Origin of the sequence: Paenibacillus sp. WLX1005, from assembly GCF_046603685.1 — a bacterium.
GTDB lineage: Bacteria > Bacillota > Bacilli > Paenibacillales > Paenibacillaceae > Saccharibacillus.
The window spans coordinates 3,117,005-3,138,212 of sequence record NZ_CP176756.1 but is presented as its reverse complement, the minus strand read 5'-3'; the positions used below and the strand labels follow the sequence as shown (position 1 = coordinate 3,138,212).

Annotated in this window: 23 protein-coding genes; 20 read left to right on the top strand and 3 right to left on the bottom strand. The window is 45.6% G+C overall.

Annotated elements, in window-relative coordinates; genetic code table 11:
* The first annotated feature begins 77 nt into the window (after positions 1 to 77).
* The 5 genes from ACE3MZ_RS13385 to ACE3MZ_RS13365 all read left to right on the top strand — a co-directional run bounded on the left by ACE3MZ_RS13385 (position 78) and on the right by ACE3MZ_RS13365 (position 5,045).
* A complete protein-coding gene (locus ACE3MZ_RS13385) occupies positions 78 to 491 on the top strand; it encodes a MerR family transcriptional regulator (RefSeq protein ID WP_188777794.1) in 414 nt (137 codons plus the stop codon).
* Between the two features lie 24 nt (positions 492 to 515).
* Complete coding sequence (gene glnA, locus ACE3MZ_RS13380; RefSeq protein WP_411342658.1) at positions 516 to 1,844, top strand: type I glutamate--ammonia ligase; 1,329 nt, start codon at positions 516 to 518, stop codon at positions 1,842 to 1,844.
* Positions 1,845 to 2,011: 167 nt separating this feature from the next.
* Entirely contained in the window at positions 2,012 to 2,446 is a 435-nt protein-coding gene (locus ACE3MZ_RS13375; RefSeq protein WP_411342657.1) for an ASCH domain-containing protein, read from the top strand.
* Positions 2,443 to 2,673: a hypothetical protein gene (locus tag ACE3MZ_RS13370; RefSeq protein WP_411342656.1), complete on the top strand. Its 231-nt coding sequence runs from the start codon at positions 2,443 to 2,445 to the stop codon at positions 2,671 to 2,673. Before ACE3MZ_RS13375 ends, ACE3MZ_RS13370 begins: the two co-directional genes overlap by 4 nt.
* A 260-nt stretch (positions 2,674 to 2,933) precedes the next feature.
* Complete coding sequence (locus ACE3MZ_RS13365; protein ID WP_411342655.1) at positions 2,934 to 5,045, top strand: CBM35 domain-containing protein; 2,112 nt, start codon at positions 2,934 to 2,936, stop codon at positions 5,043 to 5,045.
* Between the two features lie 200 nt (positions 5,046 to 5,245).
* On the opposite strand, the gene ACE3MZ_RS13360 is transcribed toward ACE3MZ_RS13365, so the two are convergent.
* Positions 5,246 to 6,193, bottom strand: a complete 948-nt coding sequence (locus tag ACE3MZ_RS13360) for a helix-turn-helix domain-containing protein (protein ID WP_411342654.1) — start codon at positions 6,191 to 6,193, stop codon at positions 5,246 to 5,248.
* A gap of 307 nt (positions 6,194 to 6,500) precedes the next feature.
* On the opposite strand from ACE3MZ_RS13360, the gene ACE3MZ_RS13355 reads away from it, so the two are divergent.
* From ACE3MZ_RS13355 to ACE3MZ_RS13340, 4 genes are all read left to right on the top strand, one after another.
* Positions 6,501 to 7,886 carry a glycoside-pentoside-hexuronide (GPH):cation symporter gene (locus tag ACE3MZ_RS13355; RefSeq protein ID WP_411342653.1) on the top strand — a complete coding sequence of 462 codons (1,386 nt, stop codon included), beginning with the start codon at positions 6,501 to 6,503 and terminating at the stop codon, positions 7,884 to 7,886.
* 112 nt (positions 7,887 to 7,998) lie between these two features.
* Positions 7,999 to 9,975, top strand: a complete 1,977-nt coding sequence (locus ACE3MZ_RS13350; protein WP_411342652.1) for a glycoside hydrolase family 127 protein — start codon at positions 7,999 to 8,001, stop codon at positions 9,973 to 9,975.
* 57 nt (positions 9,976 to 10,032) lie between these two features.
* On the top strand, positions 10,033 to 10,266 hold the full coding sequence (locus tag ACE3MZ_RS13345; protein ID WP_411342651.1) for a hypothetical protein: 234 nt from the start codon (positions 10,033 to 10,035) through the stop codon (positions 10,264 to 10,266).
* 275 nt (positions 10,267 to 10,541) lie between these two features.
* A complete protein-coding gene (locus ACE3MZ_RS13340; protein ID WP_411342650.1) occupies positions 10,542 to 10,961 on the top strand; it encodes a hypothetical protein in 420 nt (139 codons plus the stop codon).
* A 75-nt stretch (positions 10,962 to 11,036) separates the two neighbouring features.
* Here ACE3MZ_RS13340 and lexA read toward each other — a convergent pair whose 3' ends face one another.
* A complete protein-coding gene (gene lexA, locus ACE3MZ_RS13335; RefSeq protein ID WP_367058556.1) occupies positions 11,037 to 11,663 on the bottom strand; it encodes a transcriptional repressor LexA in 627 nt (208 codons plus the stop codon).
* Positions 11,664 to 12,132: 469 nt separating this feature from the next.
* On the opposite strand from lexA, the gene ACE3MZ_RS13330 reads away from it, so the two are divergent.
* The 4 genes from ACE3MZ_RS13330 (at position 12,133) to ACE3MZ_RS13315 (ending at position 14,857) form a co-directional block, all read left to right on the top strand.
* Entirely contained in the window at positions 12,133 to 12,780 is a 648-nt protein-coding gene (locus ACE3MZ_RS13330) for a LysM peptidoglycan-binding domain-containing protein (protein ID WP_411342649.1), read from the top strand.
* 191 nt (positions 12,781 to 12,971) lie between these two features.
* Entirely contained in the window at positions 12,972 to 13,169 is a 198-nt protein-coding gene (locus tag ACE3MZ_RS13325) for a DUF896 domain-containing protein (protein ID WP_411342648.1), read from the top strand.
* A gap of 201 nt (positions 13,170 to 13,370) precedes the next feature.
* On the top strand, positions 13,371 to 13,901 hold the full coding sequence (locus ACE3MZ_RS13320; RefSeq protein WP_411342647.1) for a methyltransferase: 531 nt from the start codon (positions 13,371 to 13,373) through the stop codon (positions 13,899 to 13,901).
* A 161-nt stretch (positions 13,902 to 14,062) separates the two neighbouring features.
* On the top strand, positions 14,063 to 14,857 hold the full coding sequence (locus tag ACE3MZ_RS13315; RefSeq protein WP_411342646.1) for an HAD family hydrolase: 795 nt from the start codon (positions 14,063 to 14,065) through the stop codon (positions 14,855 to 14,857).
* A gap of 176 nt (positions 14,858 to 15,033) precedes the next feature.
* On the opposite strand, the gene ACE3MZ_RS13310 is transcribed toward ACE3MZ_RS13315, so the two are convergent.
* A complete protein-coding gene (locus ACE3MZ_RS13310; protein ID WP_411342645.1) occupies positions 15,034 to 15,573 on the bottom strand; it encodes a cupin domain-containing protein in 540 nt (179 codons plus the stop codon).
* A gap of 532 nt (positions 15,574 to 16,105) precedes the next feature.
* Here ACE3MZ_RS13310 and rnz point away from each other — a divergent pair.
* The 7 genes from rnz (at position 16,106) to ACE3MZ_RS13275 (ending at position 21,151) form a co-directional block, all read left to right on the top strand.
* Positions 16,106 to 17,029 carry a ribonuclease Z gene (rnz, locus tag ACE3MZ_RS13305; RefSeq protein ID WP_411342644.1) on the top strand — a complete coding sequence of 308 codons (924 nt, stop codon included), beginning with the start codon at positions 16,106 to 16,108 and terminating at the stop codon, positions 17,027 to 17,029.
* A gap of 102 nt (positions 17,030 to 17,131) precedes the next feature.
* Complete coding sequence (locus ACE3MZ_RS13300) at positions 17,132 to 17,917, top strand: TIGR01457 family HAD-type hydrolase (protein ID WP_411342643.1); 786 nt, start codon at positions 17,132 to 17,134, stop codon at positions 17,915 to 17,917.
* A gap of 76 nt (positions 17,918 to 17,993) precedes the next feature.
* Positions 17,994 to 18,818, top strand: coding sequence for an Fpg/Nei family DNA glycosylase (locus ACE3MZ_RS13295; RefSeq protein ID WP_411342642.1), 825 nt, complete (start codon positions 17,994 to 17,996; stop codon positions 18,816 to 18,818).
* A 24-nt stretch (positions 18,819 to 18,842) separates the two neighbouring features.
* Positions 18,843 to 19,187 carry a cyclic-phosphate processing receiver domain-containing protein gene (locus ACE3MZ_RS13290; protein WP_411342641.1) on the top strand — a complete coding sequence of 115 codons (345 nt, stop codon included), beginning with the start codon at positions 18,843 to 18,845 and terminating at the stop codon, positions 19,185 to 19,187.
* A gap of 31 nt (positions 19,188 to 19,218) precedes the next feature.
* Positions 19,219 to 19,542 carry a thioredoxin gene (locus ACE3MZ_RS13285; RefSeq protein WP_411342640.1) on the top strand — a complete coding sequence of 108 codons (324 nt, stop codon included), beginning with the start codon at positions 19,219 to 19,221 and terminating at the stop codon, positions 19,540 to 19,542.
* Positions 19,543 to 19,567: 25 nt separating this feature from the next.
* Complete coding sequence (locus ACE3MZ_RS13280; RefSeq protein WP_411342639.1) at positions 19,568 to 20,638, top strand: SAM-dependent methyltransferase; 1,071 nt, start codon at positions 19,568 to 19,570, stop codon at positions 20,636 to 20,638.
* Between the two features lie 36 nt (positions 20,639 to 20,674).
* Positions 20,675 to 21,151: a DinB family protein gene (locus tag ACE3MZ_RS13275; RefSeq protein WP_411342638.1), complete on the top strand. Its 477-nt coding sequence runs from the start codon at positions 20,675 to 20,677 to the stop codon at positions 21,149 to 21,151.
* Positions 21,152 to 21,208 lie beyond the last annotated feature (57 nt).

Genomic DNA, 21,208 nt, shown 5'->3' with positions numbered 1-21,208 from the left:
ACGCTCGATATCAGGATATGTACAATAGTAGCAAGAGAAGATAAAGCTAAAATGCGAATTGGAAGGTTGATGAATACATGGGCGATGAAATTCGGAGAAATATGGCGCTATTCCCAATCGGGATCGTCATGAAATTGACAGATCTGTCTGCACGGCAGATTCGATACTATGAACAGCATAATCTGATTGTACCTGCGCGTACATCAGGGAATCAGCGTTTGTTCTCATTTAATGATGTAGAGCGTCTGCTCGAGATTAAAGCACTGATCGAGAAAGGGGTAAATATCGCTGGTATCAAACAAGTGATGAACCCTGTTTCCAAAGAATCGGAAGAAGCAACGGTGATTACGCCAGATACGGAAGAACGTCGCAGGGAATTGTCAGATTCCCAACTTCATCGTATGCTTAAACAGCAACTGGTTACCGGGAAGCGTCCGGGTCAGGTGTCTCTTATCCAAGGGGAATTATCCCGATTCTTCAACAAAAAATAAACAGAGCACAGAGGAGAGGGTAACGTGAGTTTCACGAAGGAAGATATTCTGCGAATTGCGAAAGAAGAAAATGTACGTTTTATCCGATTGCAGTTTACCGATTTGCTGGGCGCAATCAAAAACGTAGAGATTCCCGTAAGCCAGCTGACCAAAGCGCTGGACAATAAAATGATGTTTGATGGATCTTCGATCGAAGGATATGTTCGTATTGAAGAATCCGATATGTACCTGTACCCGGATCTGGACACATGGGTTATTTTCCCATGGGTAACGGACAATCGTGTAGCACGTCTGATTTGTGATGTGTACATGCCGGATGGCACGCCATTCGCTGGTGATCCGCGTGGTGTACTGAAGCGCAACCTGCAAGAAGCTGAAGCGATGGGCTTTACCGATATGATGGTAGGTCCTGAGCCAGAATTCTTCCTGTTCCGCACCGATGCGAACGGTAATCCTACAGAGGAATTGAATGACCAAGGTGGTTATTTCGATCTGGCTCCAACCGATCTGGGCGAGAACTGTCGCCGCGATATCGTTATCACGCTGGAAGAAATGGGCTTTGAAATCGAAGCGTCTCACCACGAAGTAGCACCGGGACAGCACGAGATCGATTTCAAATACGCGCCTGCTTTGTTAGCGGCTGACCAGATTCAAACGTTCAAGCTCGTTGTACGTACGATCGCTCGTCAACATGGACTGCATGCGACCTTTATGCCAAAACCATTGTTCGGCATGAACGGTTCCGGTATGCACTGTCACCAATCCCTTTTCCGTGATGGCGAAAACGCATTCTACGATGAAAGCGACGAGATCGGTCTGAGCGAGATTGCCCGTCATTATATGGCAGGTATTCTAAAACATGCACGTTCCATGGCAGCTGTAACGAATCCTACCGTGAATTCGTACAAACGTCTCGTACCTGGTTATGAAGCTCCTGTATACGTAGCATGGTCGGCGAGCAATCGTAGCCCAATGGTTCGGATTCCGGCTTCCCGTGGTTTGAGCACACGTATCGAGCTGCGCAACCCGGACCCAACCGCGAATCCTTATCTGGCACTGGCTGTTATGTTGAGAGCAGGGCTGGACGGTATTGATCGTCAACTTAACCTGCCTAAACCAATCGACCGTAACATCTACATAATGACTGAAGATGAGCGGATCGACGAAGGCATTCCTAGTTTGCCAGGCGATCTGAAAGAAGCACTGCACGACCTGCTGCGTGATGATGTAATGATCACAGCGCTGGGCGAGCATGCAACAGCTCACTTTTATGAGCTGAAAGAGATCGAGTGGGATATGTATCGCACCCAAGTGCACCAATGGGAGCGCGACCAATATATGACGCTGTACTAAAAGGAAAATGTAAGACCCCGGTGCTTAAAGCGCCGGGGTTTTTGATATGATGTTGGAGTACGAAAGTTATACATTCATGCTTTAGACGTTCATGCTAACATGCAGAACGAATGATGCAAATCAAATGATTATTAAATCGATGTGTAATAATTGGAGGAACTATACCTATGAGAGCAATTACCGTCAGGCAGCCATGGGCAACGTTGCTGGCATTAGGAGAAAAAAAGTATGAGACTCGAAGCTGGAAAACAGCTTTACGAGGAACAATAGCGATTCATGCCGGTAAACAAGTGGACAAAAAAGCGTTACAGAATGAGTATGTTGAAGAGGCACTAGATCGTCATGGGTATTTGACAATAGCGGACTTGCCGAGAGGTTCGATTGTAGCGATAGTGAATTTGACGAACTGTTTACAGGTTACAGAGGGATTACAGTCTGGTTGTATGCTGGAAAATGGGCATCAGGTTTCTGATCCAGAATGGACATTTGGAGATTTTACAGTAGGACGATATGCGTGGCAAATGGATATCATTCAGCGATTAGAGACACCGATTGTCGCAAAAGGAAAACTAGGTATATGGGAATGGGAGGAGATAGTATGATCAAATTATTAGTAGGCTGCACGCTTATTCTGGCTTCGGTTATGTTACTATGCACAGGGTTTATCCTTGCAGGGTTAGAAGGAGCAGCTATTTCATCACAGGTTAATGGTGGAGCTTTTACATATCAGATCTTACATGTAGGATTGGGATGGATCGTCATACCTGTGATTTTATTATTGGCGGGAGTAGGCTTGGTTTATTCATCCAGACATCACTTTGATTCATAATAAAGAAGAATAAATGATTTTGTATGCAAACTATAATTACCAATGCTCGGAATATATAGGCACTGTCTGAATAATCACAAGTCGGTAATATACACCCATCCTACGATTTATTAAGTTTACCCCCACTTGGAAAACCAATAACCTATTACTGTAAAGTTATAACTTTTACACCAGTTGATGGGCGTCGGCCAACGTCTATTGAAAGCGCTACAATTATCGTTTGACCACAATCTGCACTATACTTCGAAAGGTGATGACGAATGAAAAAGATAGCGTGTTTGTTAAGTGGAGCATTATTGCTCAGCCTATTACCTGTATCCGCAAAGCCCGTCTCAGCGGCGGTTCCGGCGACATTTACTGTAGATGTATCGGAATCATACAGACCGGTCACCCATGTTGCTTCCGGTTCTTTGTACGGACTGGCAGAAGAGGGTAGACCCGCAGATGATCTAATCGGACCGACTAAGCCAAAGATGTTTACGCAGATGGCACCAGATGGCGGGCAGTTGCCGAATGGGGAAACGACACCTATTGGGGATGCGTTGAAGGTAGCTGATATTGCTAAGCGCAATGGAGCGGACGTTATGATTCGTATGCCGGATATTTATCCTGATTTTCCGTATCGCTGGGTAAGTTGGGACGATTGGTATGCTAAGGTAGATCATATTGTACAGGCACGACTGCAATCTGGAGCGGATAACATTTATGGATATGAGCTATGGAATGAACCGGACTGGACCTGGAATGCCAACGCTGCTGGTTCTTTTAACGAAGCATGGAAAAAAACTTACCTGCGCGTCAAGCAACTTGACTCATCTGCCAAAACGGTAGGTCCAAGTATCAGTAAGTATGATGAAGCATGGATTCGCAATTATTTGACCTATGCTAGGGATAACAACGTATTGCCGGACATCATTTCATGGCATGAACTAGGGGATCCAGAAGGGAATCATCGCGATACACCAGCACCGGGCTATATTTCCGATCATGTAGCTTCTTATCGTGCATTGGAAAAAGAACTTGGTATTAGCCCACGACCGATCAGCATTAACGAATACGGCGTGATCGCAGAGCAAGCAGTGCCGGGGAGTATGGTGCGCTATATTGCCGAATTTGAGCGAACCGGTGTGGATACCGCCAATATTGCATTCTGGTTCCGTCCGGGGCGTCTAAGCAATCTAGTAACAGATACCGGACAAAAAAATGGTGCCTGGTGGCTGTACAAATGGTACGGCGATATGTCGGGACAAATGGTGATGACCACTCCGGCTGATCCTCGTGCTGTCGATCTGGACGGCATCGCCAGTGTCAATGATAGTAAGCAGCAGGTAAATGTAGTATTTGGCGGCGGTACTGGTAATCACAATGTTGTGGTCAAAGGGTTAGATGCGCTATCTGCCTTTTCCGGCACAGCGCATGTGAAGCTGGAGAGTACACCGTGGTATGGAGTCGATACCGCTGTACCGAATACGACTAGCGAATTTAGTGGCAATTTCCATATTCAAAATGGACAGATTACGATCCCAGTTACGAATATGAAAGCCTCGACGGGCTACCAACTCATCGTGACACCAGGTGAGCAAAATGGTATCAATCGCTATGAAGCAGAGCAAGCAGACGTTCATGATGCTGCCGTATTGCAAAGTAAACAAGCATCTGACGGCGGGTACGTCGGCACGATTGATCATGAAGATAGCTATGTACAATTCGCTGTCCAAGCACCCACGGCTGGCGATTATCAAATGACTGTCGGCTATGCCAATGGCGGCTCGGCAACCGCAACACATACATTGACTGTAAACGACAATACGTATGCAACTGTCCACTATCCAACAACTGGTGGATGGCTAGCACAGGGCAATGTATCTGCCATTCAGCAAACCGTTTCGTTGAAGAAGGGACAGAATATCATTACACTGGCTAAAGGCAATGCAGGATATGCTGAGCTGGATTATATTCAATTGCAGCCTGATGTCGCATTCGATGTCAGACTTGAAGCGGAAGATGCGAGCGTACAGGATGCCAAAGTAGTCGGTAGTTCCTTTGCATCGAATCGTCTGTTTGTAGGTAATATCGACAATCCTGATAGTTCGGTTGCGTTTGCGGTATATGCACCAAACGCTGGAACGTACAATATGGATGTCGGTTATGGCAATGGCACAAGCGCTACGTCCACACATACGCTGACTGTCAATGGGCAGGTGCAAAACGCAGTATCATATCCGGTTAGCGGTGGCTGGATCTCGAATGTTCCGAATGCTGGTACACGCAAAGTGCTGACAGTACCCGTTACACTGAAGCAAGGCGACAATACGCTTGTGTTTGGCAAAGGCACTGGATATGCGGAATTGGATTATATTCAAATTCGTTGAGTTAGCATTTAATCATGCACGATAAGAGAAGCTGGCATTGCGCTGGATGAATTTTCAATAGCAAATGGTTAGAAAAAAGCCCGGCATATCCTCGTTGTACGAGATGCGCCGGGCAATGTATTATCTTTTTCTATAAGTCTTCCCTAGTCGAATCAGTCTGATCTTCAAGTGTTTATTCCGTTCCAGATCTTGAGAAAAAATCAATCCTCACGCAAGTGAGCAGGTAGCGGAATATCTGGGTCAACGGTAACGGTGTTAATGTACGTATTCGTATACGTATCGCGGAACTGCGTCGGCGTCATGCCAACATAGTTTTTGAACAATTTCATCAAGTACTTCTCATCGCGGAAATGCAGCTCATATGCAATCTCCTTGATCGATTGGTTCGTTGTACAGAGCAATTCTTTTACCAGGCTGAGCTTGAGCGTATTAATATAGCGGATCGTGCTCATGCCTAGATTTTTCTTAAATAAACGGGTGAGATGATCGGAATTGAAGCAGAACGTATCCGCGACTTTTTGCACAGTCAAGTCATGATATATATTGACGCGAATCCATTCCAGAATCTGCATGAATTTCTGATTATGTTCTTTGTTCAATAGCTGATGATGTAGCAGCGGCTCCATGTACTTATCCGTCAATTCAATCATTAGCGCTGTGACTAGATAATCGACCGCATAGGTACTGTAATACGATGTATTGGAAATATCGAGAATTTGCTTCATTAACATCAATGGCTTGTCCAAATACGTCAGCGAAAAGAAATCCGGCAAGCATACATACGCATTCGTCTCATCCCGTTGTTCGGTTAACGTACTTCCCAGCAGTCGATTGGCAAAGGTATCGCCTGCTTCCGTCACAATACCTTGACGCGGAATAAAATGCAGCCAGAAAAAGCTGGCGCCAGCTATCGATGATGCATAACCGAAGTACTCCACCTGTGGCTGAATCAACAATACATCGCCATGTTTGATCTCATACCGCTGATCGCCGACTTGCAAATAAACGGTTTCCTTTAGACCGATGATCAGCTCATAATCCTTTTCCATATTCATTTTCTTATGCTTCCAGCCTTCGTCACTGACAAATTGACCGCATTTGTAATACGCGAGTGGACGTTCAATATTCATTTTCCATACTGGTTTCATTGTAGATCAAGGTCACTCCTTACCAGAATATCAGTTTTAGACAGGAAAAGTCGGATTCATACACTAAATAGATCAGTATAATCTTAAAATACGTTGTTAACAGTCATTATAGCATGAATGTATACGGTTTTACGTAACAATTCTGAAATACAAATAGTCGCAAATATACACCTTTCCTACGAAATCCTAAGTTTATCACCACTCCGAGAGCGCTTACGATAAAAGAACCGGATGACGTGAATAATATACATACATCGCTACGGCATCCATCTGGTACGTGGTCACTAGTAAACAGGAGGTTACACCTATGGAACAACGATCCGATCTTTCACCAGAGCAGCATCCGTCCTTGCGCACGGACAAAGTCCCATTTCATCGCAGAATTAGTTATGCGCTTACAGACACTGGTGGCAATTTGCTGTACAGCATCATTGGTGGATATTTATTGTACTTTTATACCGATGTATTCGGTCTATCGGTTGGGGTAGCGGGAGCGCTGCTACTGATTACCCGACTGGTTGATGCGATCGACGCGCCGCTATGGGGCATTATCGTCGATCATACGAAGTCCAAATATGGGCAAAGCCGTCCGTATTTTCTATGGCTTTGTTTTCCATTTGCTGTGTTTACGATTCTGACGTTTACAACGCCAAATCTGGATGGCACATGGAAAATCGTATATGCCAGTGTTACGTATATTTTGGCAGGCATTGCGTATACAGGCATCTCGACGCCAATCACATCTATACTGCCGAATTTGAGCCGAGATCCGAATGAACGGGTTGTATTGAATTCATTTCGGATGGTCGGTGGCAATATCGGTAACTTTGCAGCGGTGACGTTTACGTTGCCATTGGTGGCATTTCTCGGTGGCGGCAACGATCAGAAAGGGTTTTTCTGGACATTATGTCTGTTCGGTGCTGTCTCGATTGTGATGTTTCTGATCGCATTTGGTAACTTGCGTGAGATCAATACGGAAAAGATCAAAACAATTCCGCTACGCTCCAGCTTGAAGGCTCTTCGTGGCAATTGGCCGTGGATGTTGCTTGTGGCTGCCAATTTGCTGTTCTGGATCGCACTCACAATCCGTACATCCACACTAGTTTATTATTTTGAATACAATATCGGTCAGAAAAATCTGGTGCCACTCATCAACGGCATCTCAATCATTCAAGTGCTGGGCATGGTGTCGATTCCGTTTATCGTGAAATATACGAACAAGCAGTTAACGATGATTCTCGGCTTTGTGCTGGCGGCGGGTGGGCAACTGATTCTGTTTGCTGCTCATGGGCATATGTCTACACTGATTGTTGGCTGGATTATCGCTTGTATCGGTTCAGGTATTGCCTGTTCCATGCCGTTTGCCATGCTGTCAGATACGGTGGATTATGGCGAATGGAAAACTGGGCTGCGTGCTAGCGGTATTCTGACGGCGATTGGCAGTGCCTTTTGCATCAAGGCAGGTTCCGGTCTCGGCGGCTTTATTCCGACCCAATTTATGTCGGCGTTCGGTTATGTGCCGAACGTAGCGCAAAGTGCACAATCGCTGTCTGGTATTCAATTCGTATTTATTTGGCTGCCAGCGATTGTATTCGCGCTAGGCATCATTCCGATGATCTTTTACCGGCGGTTTGAACGAAAAGAAAGCTTTGTTCGCAAACAGCTGATCCAAAAACAAGAGCAGCAAATCTAAGCAAAGGCAGTGCAGTCAGCCAATATAGCGTATGCAGCCTATGTACATGCAATTCACAAGAAATGACAACAAATAGGTACAAAAAGAAGCAGTGTGGAGAGGAGCCATTTCGATGTCTTTACAACTGAAACAATTCACTATTACCGATCCCTTCTGGTCTCATTATCGCGAGCTAGTACGCACCGAAATGATTCCGTATCAGTGGAATGTACTGAATGACAACGCCAATATCGTTATCGAAAAAGAGCGTAACGATGAAACGATTCCATCCGAGAAAAGTCATGCAATCGAGAACTTCAAAATTGCTGCTGGACTGAAGCAAGGCAGTCATTATGGCTGGGTATTTCAAGATAGCGATGTGTATAAATGGTTGGAAGCGGTCGCGTATTCGTTATCTTTTCACCCAGATCAGCATTTGCAGGAGCTAGCAGATGGTGTCATAGATCTGATTGCGTTGGCGCAGGAGGAGGACGGGTATCTCCATACGTATTTCTCCATTGAAGAACCGGAACGCCGATTCAAAAAACTTGCCGAAAGTCATGAGCTGTACTGTGCAGGACATTTTATCGAAGCGGCAGTCGCTTATTATGAATCAACTAACAGTGAAAAAGCCTTGTCCATTGCTTGCCGTCTTGCAGATTGTATTGATCATCATTTTGGTAAGGAAGCAGGCAAAATTCAGGGCTATGACGGTCATGAAGAAATTGAGCTAGCTCTGACTCGTCTGTATGCGTTGACAGGTGAATCGCGTTATCTGGAATTAAGCCGTTACTTTTTGTATGAGCGTGGTACAGATCCTACCTTTTTTGCCAGACAGCATGCGGCAGATCCAGGTACTCGTCCGGTAATTGAAGGTATGCAGCATCGTCCGCTTGAGTATTATCAGGCGCATAAGCCGATTTTGGAACAGGAAACCGCAGAAGGGCATGCGGTGCGGCTGGTGTATCTATGTGCTGGGATGGCAGATGCTGCACATCTGGCGGGGGATGAACAGATGCTGGCAGCCTGTCGTCGACTGTGGAACAATCTCGTAAGCAAGCGTATGTACATTACCGGTGGTATTGGCTCTACAGTAGATGGTGAAGCATTTACACTGGATTATAATCTGCCCAACGATACGATGTATTGCGAAACATGCGCTTCGATCGGTTTGATCTTTTTCGCCTTTACGATGTTAAAAAATGAAGTCAAATCGCAGTACGCCGATGTATTGGAGCGTGCACTGTACAATACGGCGATCGGCGGCATGGCGCTGGACGGCAAGCACTTTTATTATGTGAATCCACTGGAAGTGCGTCCAGAGAACAGCATCCACGATCCAGGCAAAAGTCATGTCAAATTTACGCGTCCCGCCTGGTTCGGTTGCGCCTGCTGCCCACCCAATCTGGCACGTCTGCTCACATCGCTGCACAAGTATGTGTATACCGTGGATGCTGAGCATCAGATTATTCATACGCACCTGTACGTAACAGGTACAGCCCATCTGGAATTAAACGGTCAGCAAGTGCAGCTACAACAGCATAGCCAGTTGCCGTGGGAAGGGCAGGTGCACATGAGTATCCATACTGCTGAACCAGTAGCCTTTACATTTACGCTACGTATTCCATATTGGGCAGATGGCTATACGCTTCAGATAAACGGCGAATCAGTCATCGCAGAGCCGCAGGATGGATATATAGCACTGCATAGAGTATGGCAGGATGGGGATCAGATCAAACTGATTTTGCCGATGGATATTCGTCAGTATGCGGCGCATCCATTAGTACGAAGCGATCAGGGCAAGCTGGCGATTGGGCGCGGACCGCTCATGTATTGCGCAGAAGAAGAGGATAATGGTGACAATCTACATCTCATTCGAGTATCGCCTGAAGCGGAGTACACGTACCAGTTCCAGCCGGAGTTACTCGGAGGCGTAGGTGTGATTCAAGTAGAGGCGCAGCGACAGCAGATTGCAGCGGAGTGGGCAGGTGAATTGTATCGTTCCTTTGTAAAAGGAACATATGTCCCGCATACCTTGACGCTGATTCCGTATTACAGCTGGGCGAATCGCAAGTCTGGTGAGATGCAAGTATGGCTGCATACATCCTAGACAGACCCTGCACAGCAGAGCATTATTACTAACAAAGGCAAAAGGAGGACATCTTGCATGCGGAATAAAGTGAATATCCATCCCGCTACATTTGCAGGGCAGGTCATCACTGGTTACGTATCTCAACAACAGCATGCCGAAGCGATTGCCAAGGATCATTTAGCGTTGTATTTAAATGCCTATTTTCTGGCAGAAAAGTTTAACACCATGGAAAATCAACTGGCGGAAAAGGCAGAGAATAAAGATTTCAAAGCATTAATGGCTAAAGTGCTGGAAACGAAATTATTTTAAACAGAACTACTACAAACCTGAATATTTTAAAAGAGGCATATCATATTAGCACATCTGCATAATCGTCTGAAGCTACACCGGTGTATGATCATACACCGGTGTTTGCTGTCCTCTTTTTCAATAAAAGCTGATTGGTAGCCATAACATATCCACCTCATTATGCCGAAGATAGGAATATCTGCCTCATGGGTAATATAGTTCAGCAGGACAAGCAAACACTGGAAAAACAAACCATTCATCTGCGGCTATGCCTGCATTGTCAAGGAGGAAAAGCGATGGACGAAGAAGTAAGAGAACGATTGACGCTTGTATACGAACAGCATTTGAGAAACTTAACTGCCCGTTTGAAACAGCTGTATACGATTGATAATCCGCTTCATGAAAATAATGTATCCGGCGAAGAAGTCATTGACGTACGGCATGAATATGAAGTATGCCGCAGGTTAGAGGACATCTATAGCGCTGTCGAGCGCACCGGTGTGCCGCAAGGGCAGACGTATGAAGATTATAGCTCCTATATGTTTCACGCCAGCAAAGCCAAAGATGTGTTCAGCGCCAAAATTGAGGAACTAGAACGTCAGCATCATGCCGAGATTACTAATATCAACGCACTTATGCAAATGTTCCGGATGGAATTGGCACGATTGAAAAAGGGTGATATCGGTGAACAGCAAGTAACAGCGAGGCAAGGATAACATAAATAAGCACAAAAAAGACTCCTGATGTGATGATCAGGAGTCTTTTTGTAATGCAGCTGATACCGGGCAGAATCAGTGCAAATTACGGAACAATCCAACCACTTTACCAAGAATGGTAACACGGGTCAGGCGCAACGGCTCGTATGTTGGATTCTCCGGTTGAAGACGAATATGGTCTTTTTCCTTATAAAAGGTTTTGACAGTTGCTTCGTCATCTTCGGTCATCGCAACAACGATATCGCCGTTGTCCGCGGTTTGTTGCTGACGAACGATCACATAATCACCGTTGTGAATACCGGCTTCGATCATACTATCGCCAATAACGGAAAGCATAAAAATTTGGTTATCACCAGTAAATTGCTGTGGCAGTGGGAAGTAATCTTCAATATGCTCAGTTGCAGTAATCGGAACACCAGCAGTTACTTTACCGATGATTGGTACACGAGATACCGATTGCGCAAACAACAGATTATTTTCGGACTCTTCCTGACCAAGCAGCTCAATCGCACGTGGTTTAGTCGGGTCGCGACGGATCAAGCCTTTCTTCTCCAAACGATCAAGGTGACCGTGTACAGTGGAGCTGGAGGCAAGACCGACCGCTTCGCCGATCTCACGAACGGATGGCGGATAGCCTTTCAGTTTTACTTCATTCCGGATAAATTCCAGAATCGCCTGTTGGCGGCTAGAAATCTTGGACATACCGTATCAACCCCAATACTAGTAACGTTTGGGAAAAGTATAACACAGAACTACCGTTCGCACAAACATAAGTTCTAAAATTTAGCAAGAATATATAAAATGCGAACAGAAGTTACATGAAAGGATCTTCATTTTTAAGAATAACCTGCATTTCAAAAAATAAATAATCAATCGTTGAATCTCAATAATTACAGATCGCTGTATCCAAATATAAAGATTCAACTATACGCAATTGTGAATGTAGCAACTACAACTACAACTACATAATTTATCGATATAGAAAGTAAAAGGGCAACTTACAAACGGAGATTATTCAGTACTGTAGACTCTATTCAATTATAGGAACAGGTATTCGGTATTGTTTTAACTAAAAAGCGAACAAAGGTTCGAAAAAGTGCTTGATCAAAACATATGTTCGTGTTATATTCTTTTCAGGAAAACAAGAACAAACGTTTGGAGCGTGAAGCACATGCTAAAATATTCTACATATAAAAGTATCCACCAACAAGAACAGGAATCGCAAACCATCGAGCCTATCGTCAAAGGAACAGACACCGGTTCTTCTCATACAACTTCTGCCTCATCGAACATCTCTGCATCTTCTATTTCTACATCTCGCTCAGGCAATATCCGTCAGAATTCAGCAGTGCGCAATCCAGCATCGCCCCAAGAACCGGCAGTGACCGAATGGACGTATGTATCTGGCGAGAACAAGCGCCAATCATCCGGTACACGCAAGTCGCATCGCACCTTCCGGCAGAAAACGCTAGAACTGATTCAGATGACCGCGCGCAAATCGCTAAATAGTAAAAAGAAACGCAAACGTCCATCCCGCAAGTCGAATTGGAATTCCACCGGACGCATGTTTGTTTGTCTGCTGTTCGCGAGTGTATTGCTGTATGGCGGAGTACAGCACTTTGTAGTCGCGGACGAATCTCCGGCGATGAAGCAACATGTAATCGTATCTGACGGTGACAGCCTGTGGGCGATTGCTTCTCAATACAAAGCACCAGATGCTGATATTCGCGATTACATCGCAGAGATTCGGGATGAGAACAATTTGGCGACCAGCGAGATTCAAAGCGGTGACGTATTGGTGATTCCGAACCAACGATAATAGGAATATGCAAGCAAGTTACTTCCTACGTTAATATGACAGTTTTGATATGCTTGATCTAACAGTTAACGAACCGGTTCTCCTCCGGTTTTACATATATGCCATATTGGTGGCTTGTCACGGTGTGAATAACCTTGACAAGCTTTTTTTTACATGTCAAAGTTAGAAAAGAGAGTTTTGGGAGGGTAGTTATGGACATCGATGTAATCATTGCACGCATTAACGAATTGGCACGTAAAAAGAAGGAATCCGGTCTAACTGAAGAAGAAACAGTAGAACGTGATGAACTCCGTGCCGTTTATCTTGGCAACATCCGCCGCAATTTCCGTCAGCAACTAGACACGATCGAATGGGTCGAGGACAGTGAAACGGAAGAAAAGGGCAAATAAACGACGGGCTGACCCGTCCAATCCGGTTATGATCATCGACGCAATAACCATATAGGGATGTCGCAGCTGATCCATGATCAAGCCCCGGCATCTTCTTTTATTTGCGGCGTTTGTCTGTATTTGAGCGTGCAGAAGCTGCTTTTGGACTCTGCATGTCTGAATAGAAGTAATATTCATCAATTTTATTTAGGGGGAAATGCGATGTCCCGTTCCTGGGAAAGGCAAGTCAAACGCAATACGAAGCAAGTGAACGATCGCCGCAAAAAAGCCGGTCAAGATCGAATCGGTAGTAACGGCACCAGTAATACCGCATCCGAATTTACCACATACAAAGGACGCAATTTTGTGTTCCCGGCAACGCTCGTTCTGCTCGGAGTTGTATACGGTATCATGGGGATTATGTATCCGGCGACCAATAGTAGCACCATCTTGTTTGTTGTGACTGTTCTGCTGTATGTATTCCTCGGAGTCGTTCTGTACTTCCGTCGTCCATATTTGAAAATCGGCAAAGACTCCCTGATCACGACTAAGTTTAACCGTGATCGTATCATTACCGCTGACAAAGTGAAGAAGATTCGTTTGCAAAAAGGCTATGTCGTTATTGAGCACAGCACCAAAGGTGGCGCATGGGTATTCGCACGTACGCTGAATCGTTATGATACAGCAGCGATGGCAGAGCATCTGCGTATGTTCGCAGCACAGCACCACATTACGATCGAAGATAAACTGTAACATTGTCATACCACTATATGATTTACAATAAATGAATGAAATTAGAGTAACAGGTATATCGGAGAGACAGAGGATATGAAGGTTATTAGATCATATGCTGTGCTCTTGATTGCCTGTTTCGCTATATCAATATGCTTAACTATCGCCGGGAGGGTTTGAACTTGACTATTGAAGCTGTTTTGTTTGATTTGGATGATACGCTGTTGTGGGATGAACGCAGTATTGAAGAAGCATTTGAACAAACCTGCTTGTTTGCTGCCGAGCAGGCAGGCGTAGATACAGTCGAATTGGAAGCCGCTGTGCGTCGTGAAGCGCGTGCGTTATATGAATCGTATGAGACGTTTCCGTTTACCCAGATGATTGGTATTAATCCATTTGAAGGTCTATGGGCACAATTCAGCGCTGGCGATCAACCGGAATTTCGTGAATTGGAACGCATCGCACCGATCTATCGCACCGAAGCTTGGCGCAGAGGTTTGAGTGCAGTTGGTGTAGAAAATGAAGAGCTGGCTCAATTGCTGGCAGATCGTTTTGTACAGGAACGTCGCAATCGTCCGCATATGTATGAAGAAACGCTGCAAATTCTCGGTGAATTACAGGGCAAAGTGAAACTGCTGCTGCTCACCAATGGTTGTCCGGCATTGCAACAGGAGAAGCTGGACGGCGTACCAGAGCTGGCACCGTTTTTTGATCACATTCTCGTATCTGGCGCATATGGCAAAGGCAAACCAGATCCGTCGATTTTCCGTCATGCGCTGGAGCTGCTGCACGTTCAGCCGGAACAGGCGCTAATGGTAGGTGATAAGCTAACGACCGACATCAAAGGCGGGCTGGCAGCTGGCATCAACACGGTATGGTTGAATCGCAATGCCAAAACCAATGACAGCGATATTCAGCCGAATTATGAAATCAAGCATTTGAGTGAGATTCACCAGATATCTGAACAGCTTGTATAATATAGCGCTAGAATAGCAATACAATATGGAAACACAAACACGCTCCCGCAGCATAAAGGATAAACCTTTTGCGAATCGGGAGCGTATTTTTATTCATGGACTATTCATTATAGAGGATGCAGATGATTATTTCATCCGTTGTAACCGGAATACATAACACTTATCCAAGCGTTGGCTTAGGCTTTTTGGAACGAAGAATCTGCAAATGGATGTGCCACCCAGCCGTCTGTTTCTACAAACAGGCGCACTGCAACGATTTTACGGTTTTCGACTAGTGTGAAGAAGTGAGGTGTATTTTCCGGTACAGAGATTACATCACCTGGCTCCAGTTCTACATCAAAGTAGCCGTGTTCCGGGCTTTTGATGATGAAAATACCATTACCCGATACAATTGCACGGATCTCATCTTCGGTATGAGTATGAATCTCTTCGAATTTGGCAAGCTTCGCTTCCAGATCCGGTGTTGCTTCGGACAGGGTAATAACATCCCATGTACGATAGCCGCGGCGTGCAGACAAGTCTTTGATTTCAGATTCAAATGTATTTAGCACTTCTTGCTTTTGCTCATCTGTCAGGGAGAAGTTCTCACTCAGCTCGGAAGCGAGTTTGGATACATCCCATTTCTCATACACAACTTCATGCTGGTTCAAAAACGCTAGTACGTTGTCATCACCGGAAATTCTTTCATCCGTATTTCTAATTCTGATTTCAGCCATCGGATTACCCTTCTTTCCTTGGTTTTTTAAGTATTATAAAAGATATGTTGAACCTTGTCGATAGTTTCATTAAAAACTCATTATGATTTTAAGCTGATACATAGCGAATATTGAGAAATGCAGCTTTAATCTTAAAAATGCAAGTTTATGCAAGTGTTACGTTTGATCATATAGCAGCTTGATGTTAGGTTCAAGTCTGATTTATACGTTGGCATAAGAAAACGCATAGTAGGAAAAGGAACAGCAGAATAAGAGAGACATATATCATACAATCAAGATGTAAATAGCAACATATTCATTTTGCTTATCCCAATATTGGTTAGGGTAAATGAAGCATAAGTTTAGAAAACCAAACAGCTGGTCTCAATATCAATATTGGTTATTAACATTCGTCGCTACCCTGTATATATTCTATTTGCTGAACGGCTTTTTACTATACGCATAACATGATATGATAAAGGATATTATCAATTTGCATAAACAAGCATGATTCGTATGATTGTGCTGTTATTATAGAGAGAAGGTTTGACGTATGGAACTTTATTTTCTAGGTACCAATGCTGGTGTGCCTACGCTTCAGCGCAATGTAACCTCGATTGGATTGCGGCTATATGAGGAGCGCAAGGCACTGTGGATGTTTGATTGCGGCGAAGGCACGCAACATCAGGTACTGCGCTCCCAATTGAAGCTGAGCAAGTTAGAAAAAATCTTCATTACTCATCTGCATGGCGATCATCTGTTTGGATTGCCAGGGCTGCTATCGAGCCGTTCCAATCAAGGCGGTTTGACATCGCTGGATGTGTACGGTCCTCCGGGCATCAAACAGTTCGTCGATACAGCGATGGGACTCAGTCAATCACGCGTAGAATACGAACTGAATGTACATGAGCACGAGGGTGGAGTCGTATTTGAAGACGAGACCTTCCGTGTAGAATCAGCATTGCTGGAGCACCGGATCGATAGCTACGGTTATCGCATCATCGAAAAGGATCGTCCGGGGCAATTGAATTTTGAATTATTAAAGCAATATGGCATCAAGCCAGGACCGATCTATGGCAAGCTGAAAAATGGCGGTAGCATTACGCTGGACAACGGTGAGACACTGCATTCGCATCAAGTAGTTGGCGAACCGAAAAAGGGCAAGATCGTTACGATCCTTGGTGATACACGACCATGCGACAATGTGCTGGTGCTAGCCAAAGACGCCAATATGCTCGTGCATGAAGCGACCTTTTTGCATGATCTAAAAGATACAGCTCGCAAGTATTATCACAGTACCGCGCTGCAAGCAGCGAAGGCAGCTCATGAAGCTGGTGCGCAGGAGTTGATTTTGACTCATTTTAGCTCCCGATATAAGGACGAAGCGCAGCTTCAGGATCTACTGCAAGAAGCAAAAGCGGTGTTTGAGCATACGGAATTGGCAGTAGAGCATATGCTATTTCCAATAAACGCATAACAAAATAGAAAACAGGTTGCGGTCAGGTGAGCAAATCGTTTGCCTTATGCCGCAACTTTTTTTACAATGGGGATTGTGAGTAATAGAGAGGATGGCTATAGGATGGGGCATACGAAAGGAATGCTGATTGATCTTGATGGAACGCTATATCACGGCAACCGTGTGATTCCCGGCGCGGCAGCATGGATCAAGCAGCTTGAGCAGGCGCAGACGCCATATCTGTATGTGACGAATAATTCCTCACGTACAGCCGCGGGAGTGGCTGCACATCTGACCGAGCTAGGTATTGAAGCAACGCCAAATCAAGTATGCACATCAGCGCTCGCCGCTGCCGCCTACATCGCGGATGAACAGCCGGGGGCACGCGTCTATGTGATCGGCGAACCGGGCTTGATCAACGCAGTAGAGGAAGCAGGATTGATCGTAACTGATGAGCAGCCAGATTATGTGCTGCAAGGGATTGACCGTCAGTTTGATTATGACAAGCTAACGATGGCGTTACGATTGATCGGGCAGGGCGCACGCTTTGTTCTGACGAATCCTGATCTGCAATTGCCGTCTCATGATGGCTTGCTGCCGGGAGCGGGAACACTGGGCGCAGCAATCTCAGCCGCTGCCGCAGTAGAGCCGATTATTATTGGCAAGCCATCTTCGATACTGATGCAATATGCGCTAGATCGAATCGGGTTGCCTGCCTCTGATACGATCGTAGTTGGCGACAATATGCTGACTGATATTGCAGCCGGAGCTGCTGCTGGATGTCAGACCATTCTCGTTACGACCGGAGTGACAACAGCGGATAATCTGTCTGCTCACGAAGCGCGTAGCGGTGTGAAAGCAGATCGCATCTGTGCATCACTGGCAGAGATTCAACCGACTGCACGATAAACGTATACGAAGTATGAATCAAGTATGAATATAGATTACATTGCAGTTTTATTATCAGAGAGAGAGGGACAACATTATGCCTGAATTGCCAGAACTGGAAAATTACAAGATTCAACTGACTCGTTACATTTTAAATACATCGATTGAGAAAATGGTACTTGGGCTTGCTCGTGTATCGAACGTAGAAGCTGATCCTACCAATATGCTGCTGAGCGGCAACCGGGTTGCTTTTATCGAACGTCGCGGCAAATATCTGAATCTGCACCTGCACAGCGGACACCGCATCATAATGAGCATCGTACTGGGCAGCTCGCTCTACTATGGTGTGCGTGAGCAACATGCGAACCGCAAGTCCGATGTGGAGTTGCAGTTTGAGGACGGTACTTCGTTGTACTATACCGCTGGTCGTCAGGGCATCTTCCACTTCTGTTCGGCAAAAGAAGCGCAGGCGTATTTTGCCGATCTCGGTCCAGAAGCAACCGATCGCAAATTAACGCGTGAGCAATTTACAAGTCTGATCAAAAGTCGTCGTGGTGCATTGAAAACAGCATTGCTGAATCAATCCGTAATTGCAGGAATTGGCAGCTATTATGCGGACGAGATCGCATTTACCGCAGGTTTGTTACCAACTGCCAAAGTGCAGGAATTAGATGAAGAAGCGCTTGGCAAGTTATATGATGCAATGCATATCGTGCTGCAAGAGGCGATCGAAGCAGGCGGTCATATGGAAGGTCAGCCATTGACTGCTAACGATGCGTTAACCGGAGGTTTCCATGCGCTGCGCCGTGTATATGAACGTGAAGGGGAACCATCTGTTCGCTCGTCTACCGATACCGTTGTCAAAACAGAAGTAGCTGGGAAAAAGACATATTATTGTCCAGCATCGCAATTTGCCAATTAATTACGAAAGCGGGAGGGACAGCTGATGATTCATCTGTATCTGGATGATTACCGTCCGTGTCCAAAGGGTTTTGCACTCGCGAGAGATGGCGGCGAATGTCTGACCATGTTGCGCGAGTGTGAGGTGGATATTTTATCACTGGATCACGAGCTGGGTTGGGGTCAGATGGATGGCACCGATGTTGTCAAAGCGATGATCCACGAAGGGCTGTATGCACGCGAGATTTATTTGCATACATCCAGCATGTCTGGTAAGAAAAGCATGTATGAATTGCTGTATCAAGCGAAGCCAGAGCATGTGATCTTGCATAACGGTCCCATTCCATCAGAGCGGTTAGAGCAGATTGCTGCTAATCATGTAAAGGAATAAACGATAATATCCATCAACAGGAGGTGATGTCATGATTCAGGAATTAAATGAAAAGCAAGCGCTGGAATTGGCATCACAATCCGGCGAAATGGCGGTCATTTATGCGTATACGCCCTTTTGCGGCACATGCAAACTAGGCAGAAAGATGCTGGATGCTTCTTTGCCGCTGTTGCCTGAGCAGCAGGTGTATGCGCTCAATATCAATTTTGCGCCCCGTCTTGTACAGGAGCTGCAATTGACTAGCGTACCGTGTCTGATCGTATTCGAGGCATGGCGTGAACGGAAGCCGCGCATGCTGTATCGCCTGCAATCGGTACAGCGCATTCTTGAGCATGTACGCGGCACAACCGTATAATCTATTGGAGGCTATAGAATATTTCATGAATGATCAGGAGAAACAACATCCGTCCGAGCAGCAGGCGGAATCGCGCTGGATCGGTACAGCCAATCATGGCTTTGCCGCTTATGCGCAGGAAGAATTAAAACGTGCGTTTGGATCGGTGAAAAGTTCCGTACTGGTGCATAGCGAGGTATTGCTGCTAACCTTGCCTGCTAGTGAACAAGACGTACTTGAACAGCTGCAACGTCAACCGCTGATGTTTTTGCGACATATTCAGCCGGTACGTTATGATATCGTGCTAGAGCAATTGGAAGATACGATTGATCCGCTGGATACACTAGTAGAATTGCTACTCAAGCGCGAAGAGCTGTACGGTATTCCGCTGTCACTTCAGGTTCGTAAAACGAGCGATGCCGAAACGGATGGCGGCAATGCCTCCGAGCTGCGTCATCGTTTGGAAGAAAAGCTGGAATCGCTGCATGCTGAATTTACCGTACACCAGCCAACATTGACGATTTCCGTGTTCTGGACGGCAGACCGATTGTATGCAGGCATTTCCCGACCGGAAGATAATCTGTCCGACTGGAACGGTGGAGCGATACGTTTTCAACGTGAGGAAGGTCAGATTTCACGTGCCAAATTCAAGTTGCTAGAAGCGGAAGCAGTGTTCGGTATTGATTTTACCGCTTTCCGACGCGGATTGGATATCGGTGCAGCGCCGGGCGGCTGGACATCCTTTTTGCTAGAGCGTGGGATGCATGTAACAGCAGTTGATCCTGCCAAAATGCATTCGTCCCTGCAAAATCATCCCCAGCTCAAAAGCGTTCGCCGCAATGCTTCGGATGTCAAATTCAGTCCCGGCGAATTTGATCTGCTCGTATGTGATATGAGCTGGAGTCCGAAACTGACTGCACGTCTGGTGATCGACTTGCTGGATGCGGTATCACCCGGCGGCACTGTTATTGTGACCGTTAAGTTGATGCACAAAAAGCCGCTTGCCGTCATTCGTGAAGTCATTCAATCGTTCGAAGATGCGCGACTGCAAGTACAGCGTGCCAAGCAATTGTTTCACAACCGTGATGAAATTACGCTGTATATGGTAAAATATTAATATGTAGTTGCTGTATATCTTCCAAGAAGGATGTGCATGATGCAAAATACTATTTATCGTTATTGGCCGGATATGGAACGCTTTGTTGAATCCATTCGCAATATTCCTGAAACGGAGCTGGATTATAAACCGGCGCCAGAAGCATGGAGTATTCGTGAAATTGTCGTTCATCTGTTTGATGTGGAAATTGTATTGCAGCATCGCTTGAAGTTGATTTTGTGTGAAGCAGAGCCGCCGACACTGGTTGCCTTTGATCAGGATCGTTGGGCGCAGCGTTTGAATTATGCTGGTTTGGATCTGGAGCATCATTTGCAAGCATTGCTGGCGATGCGACGTGCTTTTGTACCCGTACTGGAAACGATTAGCGAAGAAGATCAGCATCGCATCGGCATTCATACGACCGACGGTGAGATTACGGCGCGTATGGTCGTTGATAAGCTGTGTGTGACGCATCTGGAGTCGCATGTCAAACAAGTGCAGCGTAATCGCGATGCCTTTGCATCAGCCAAGTAATTGTCATCTGTCTTTACATTGCTCGCAACATCATTTATAATTCAAGTACATTGAATA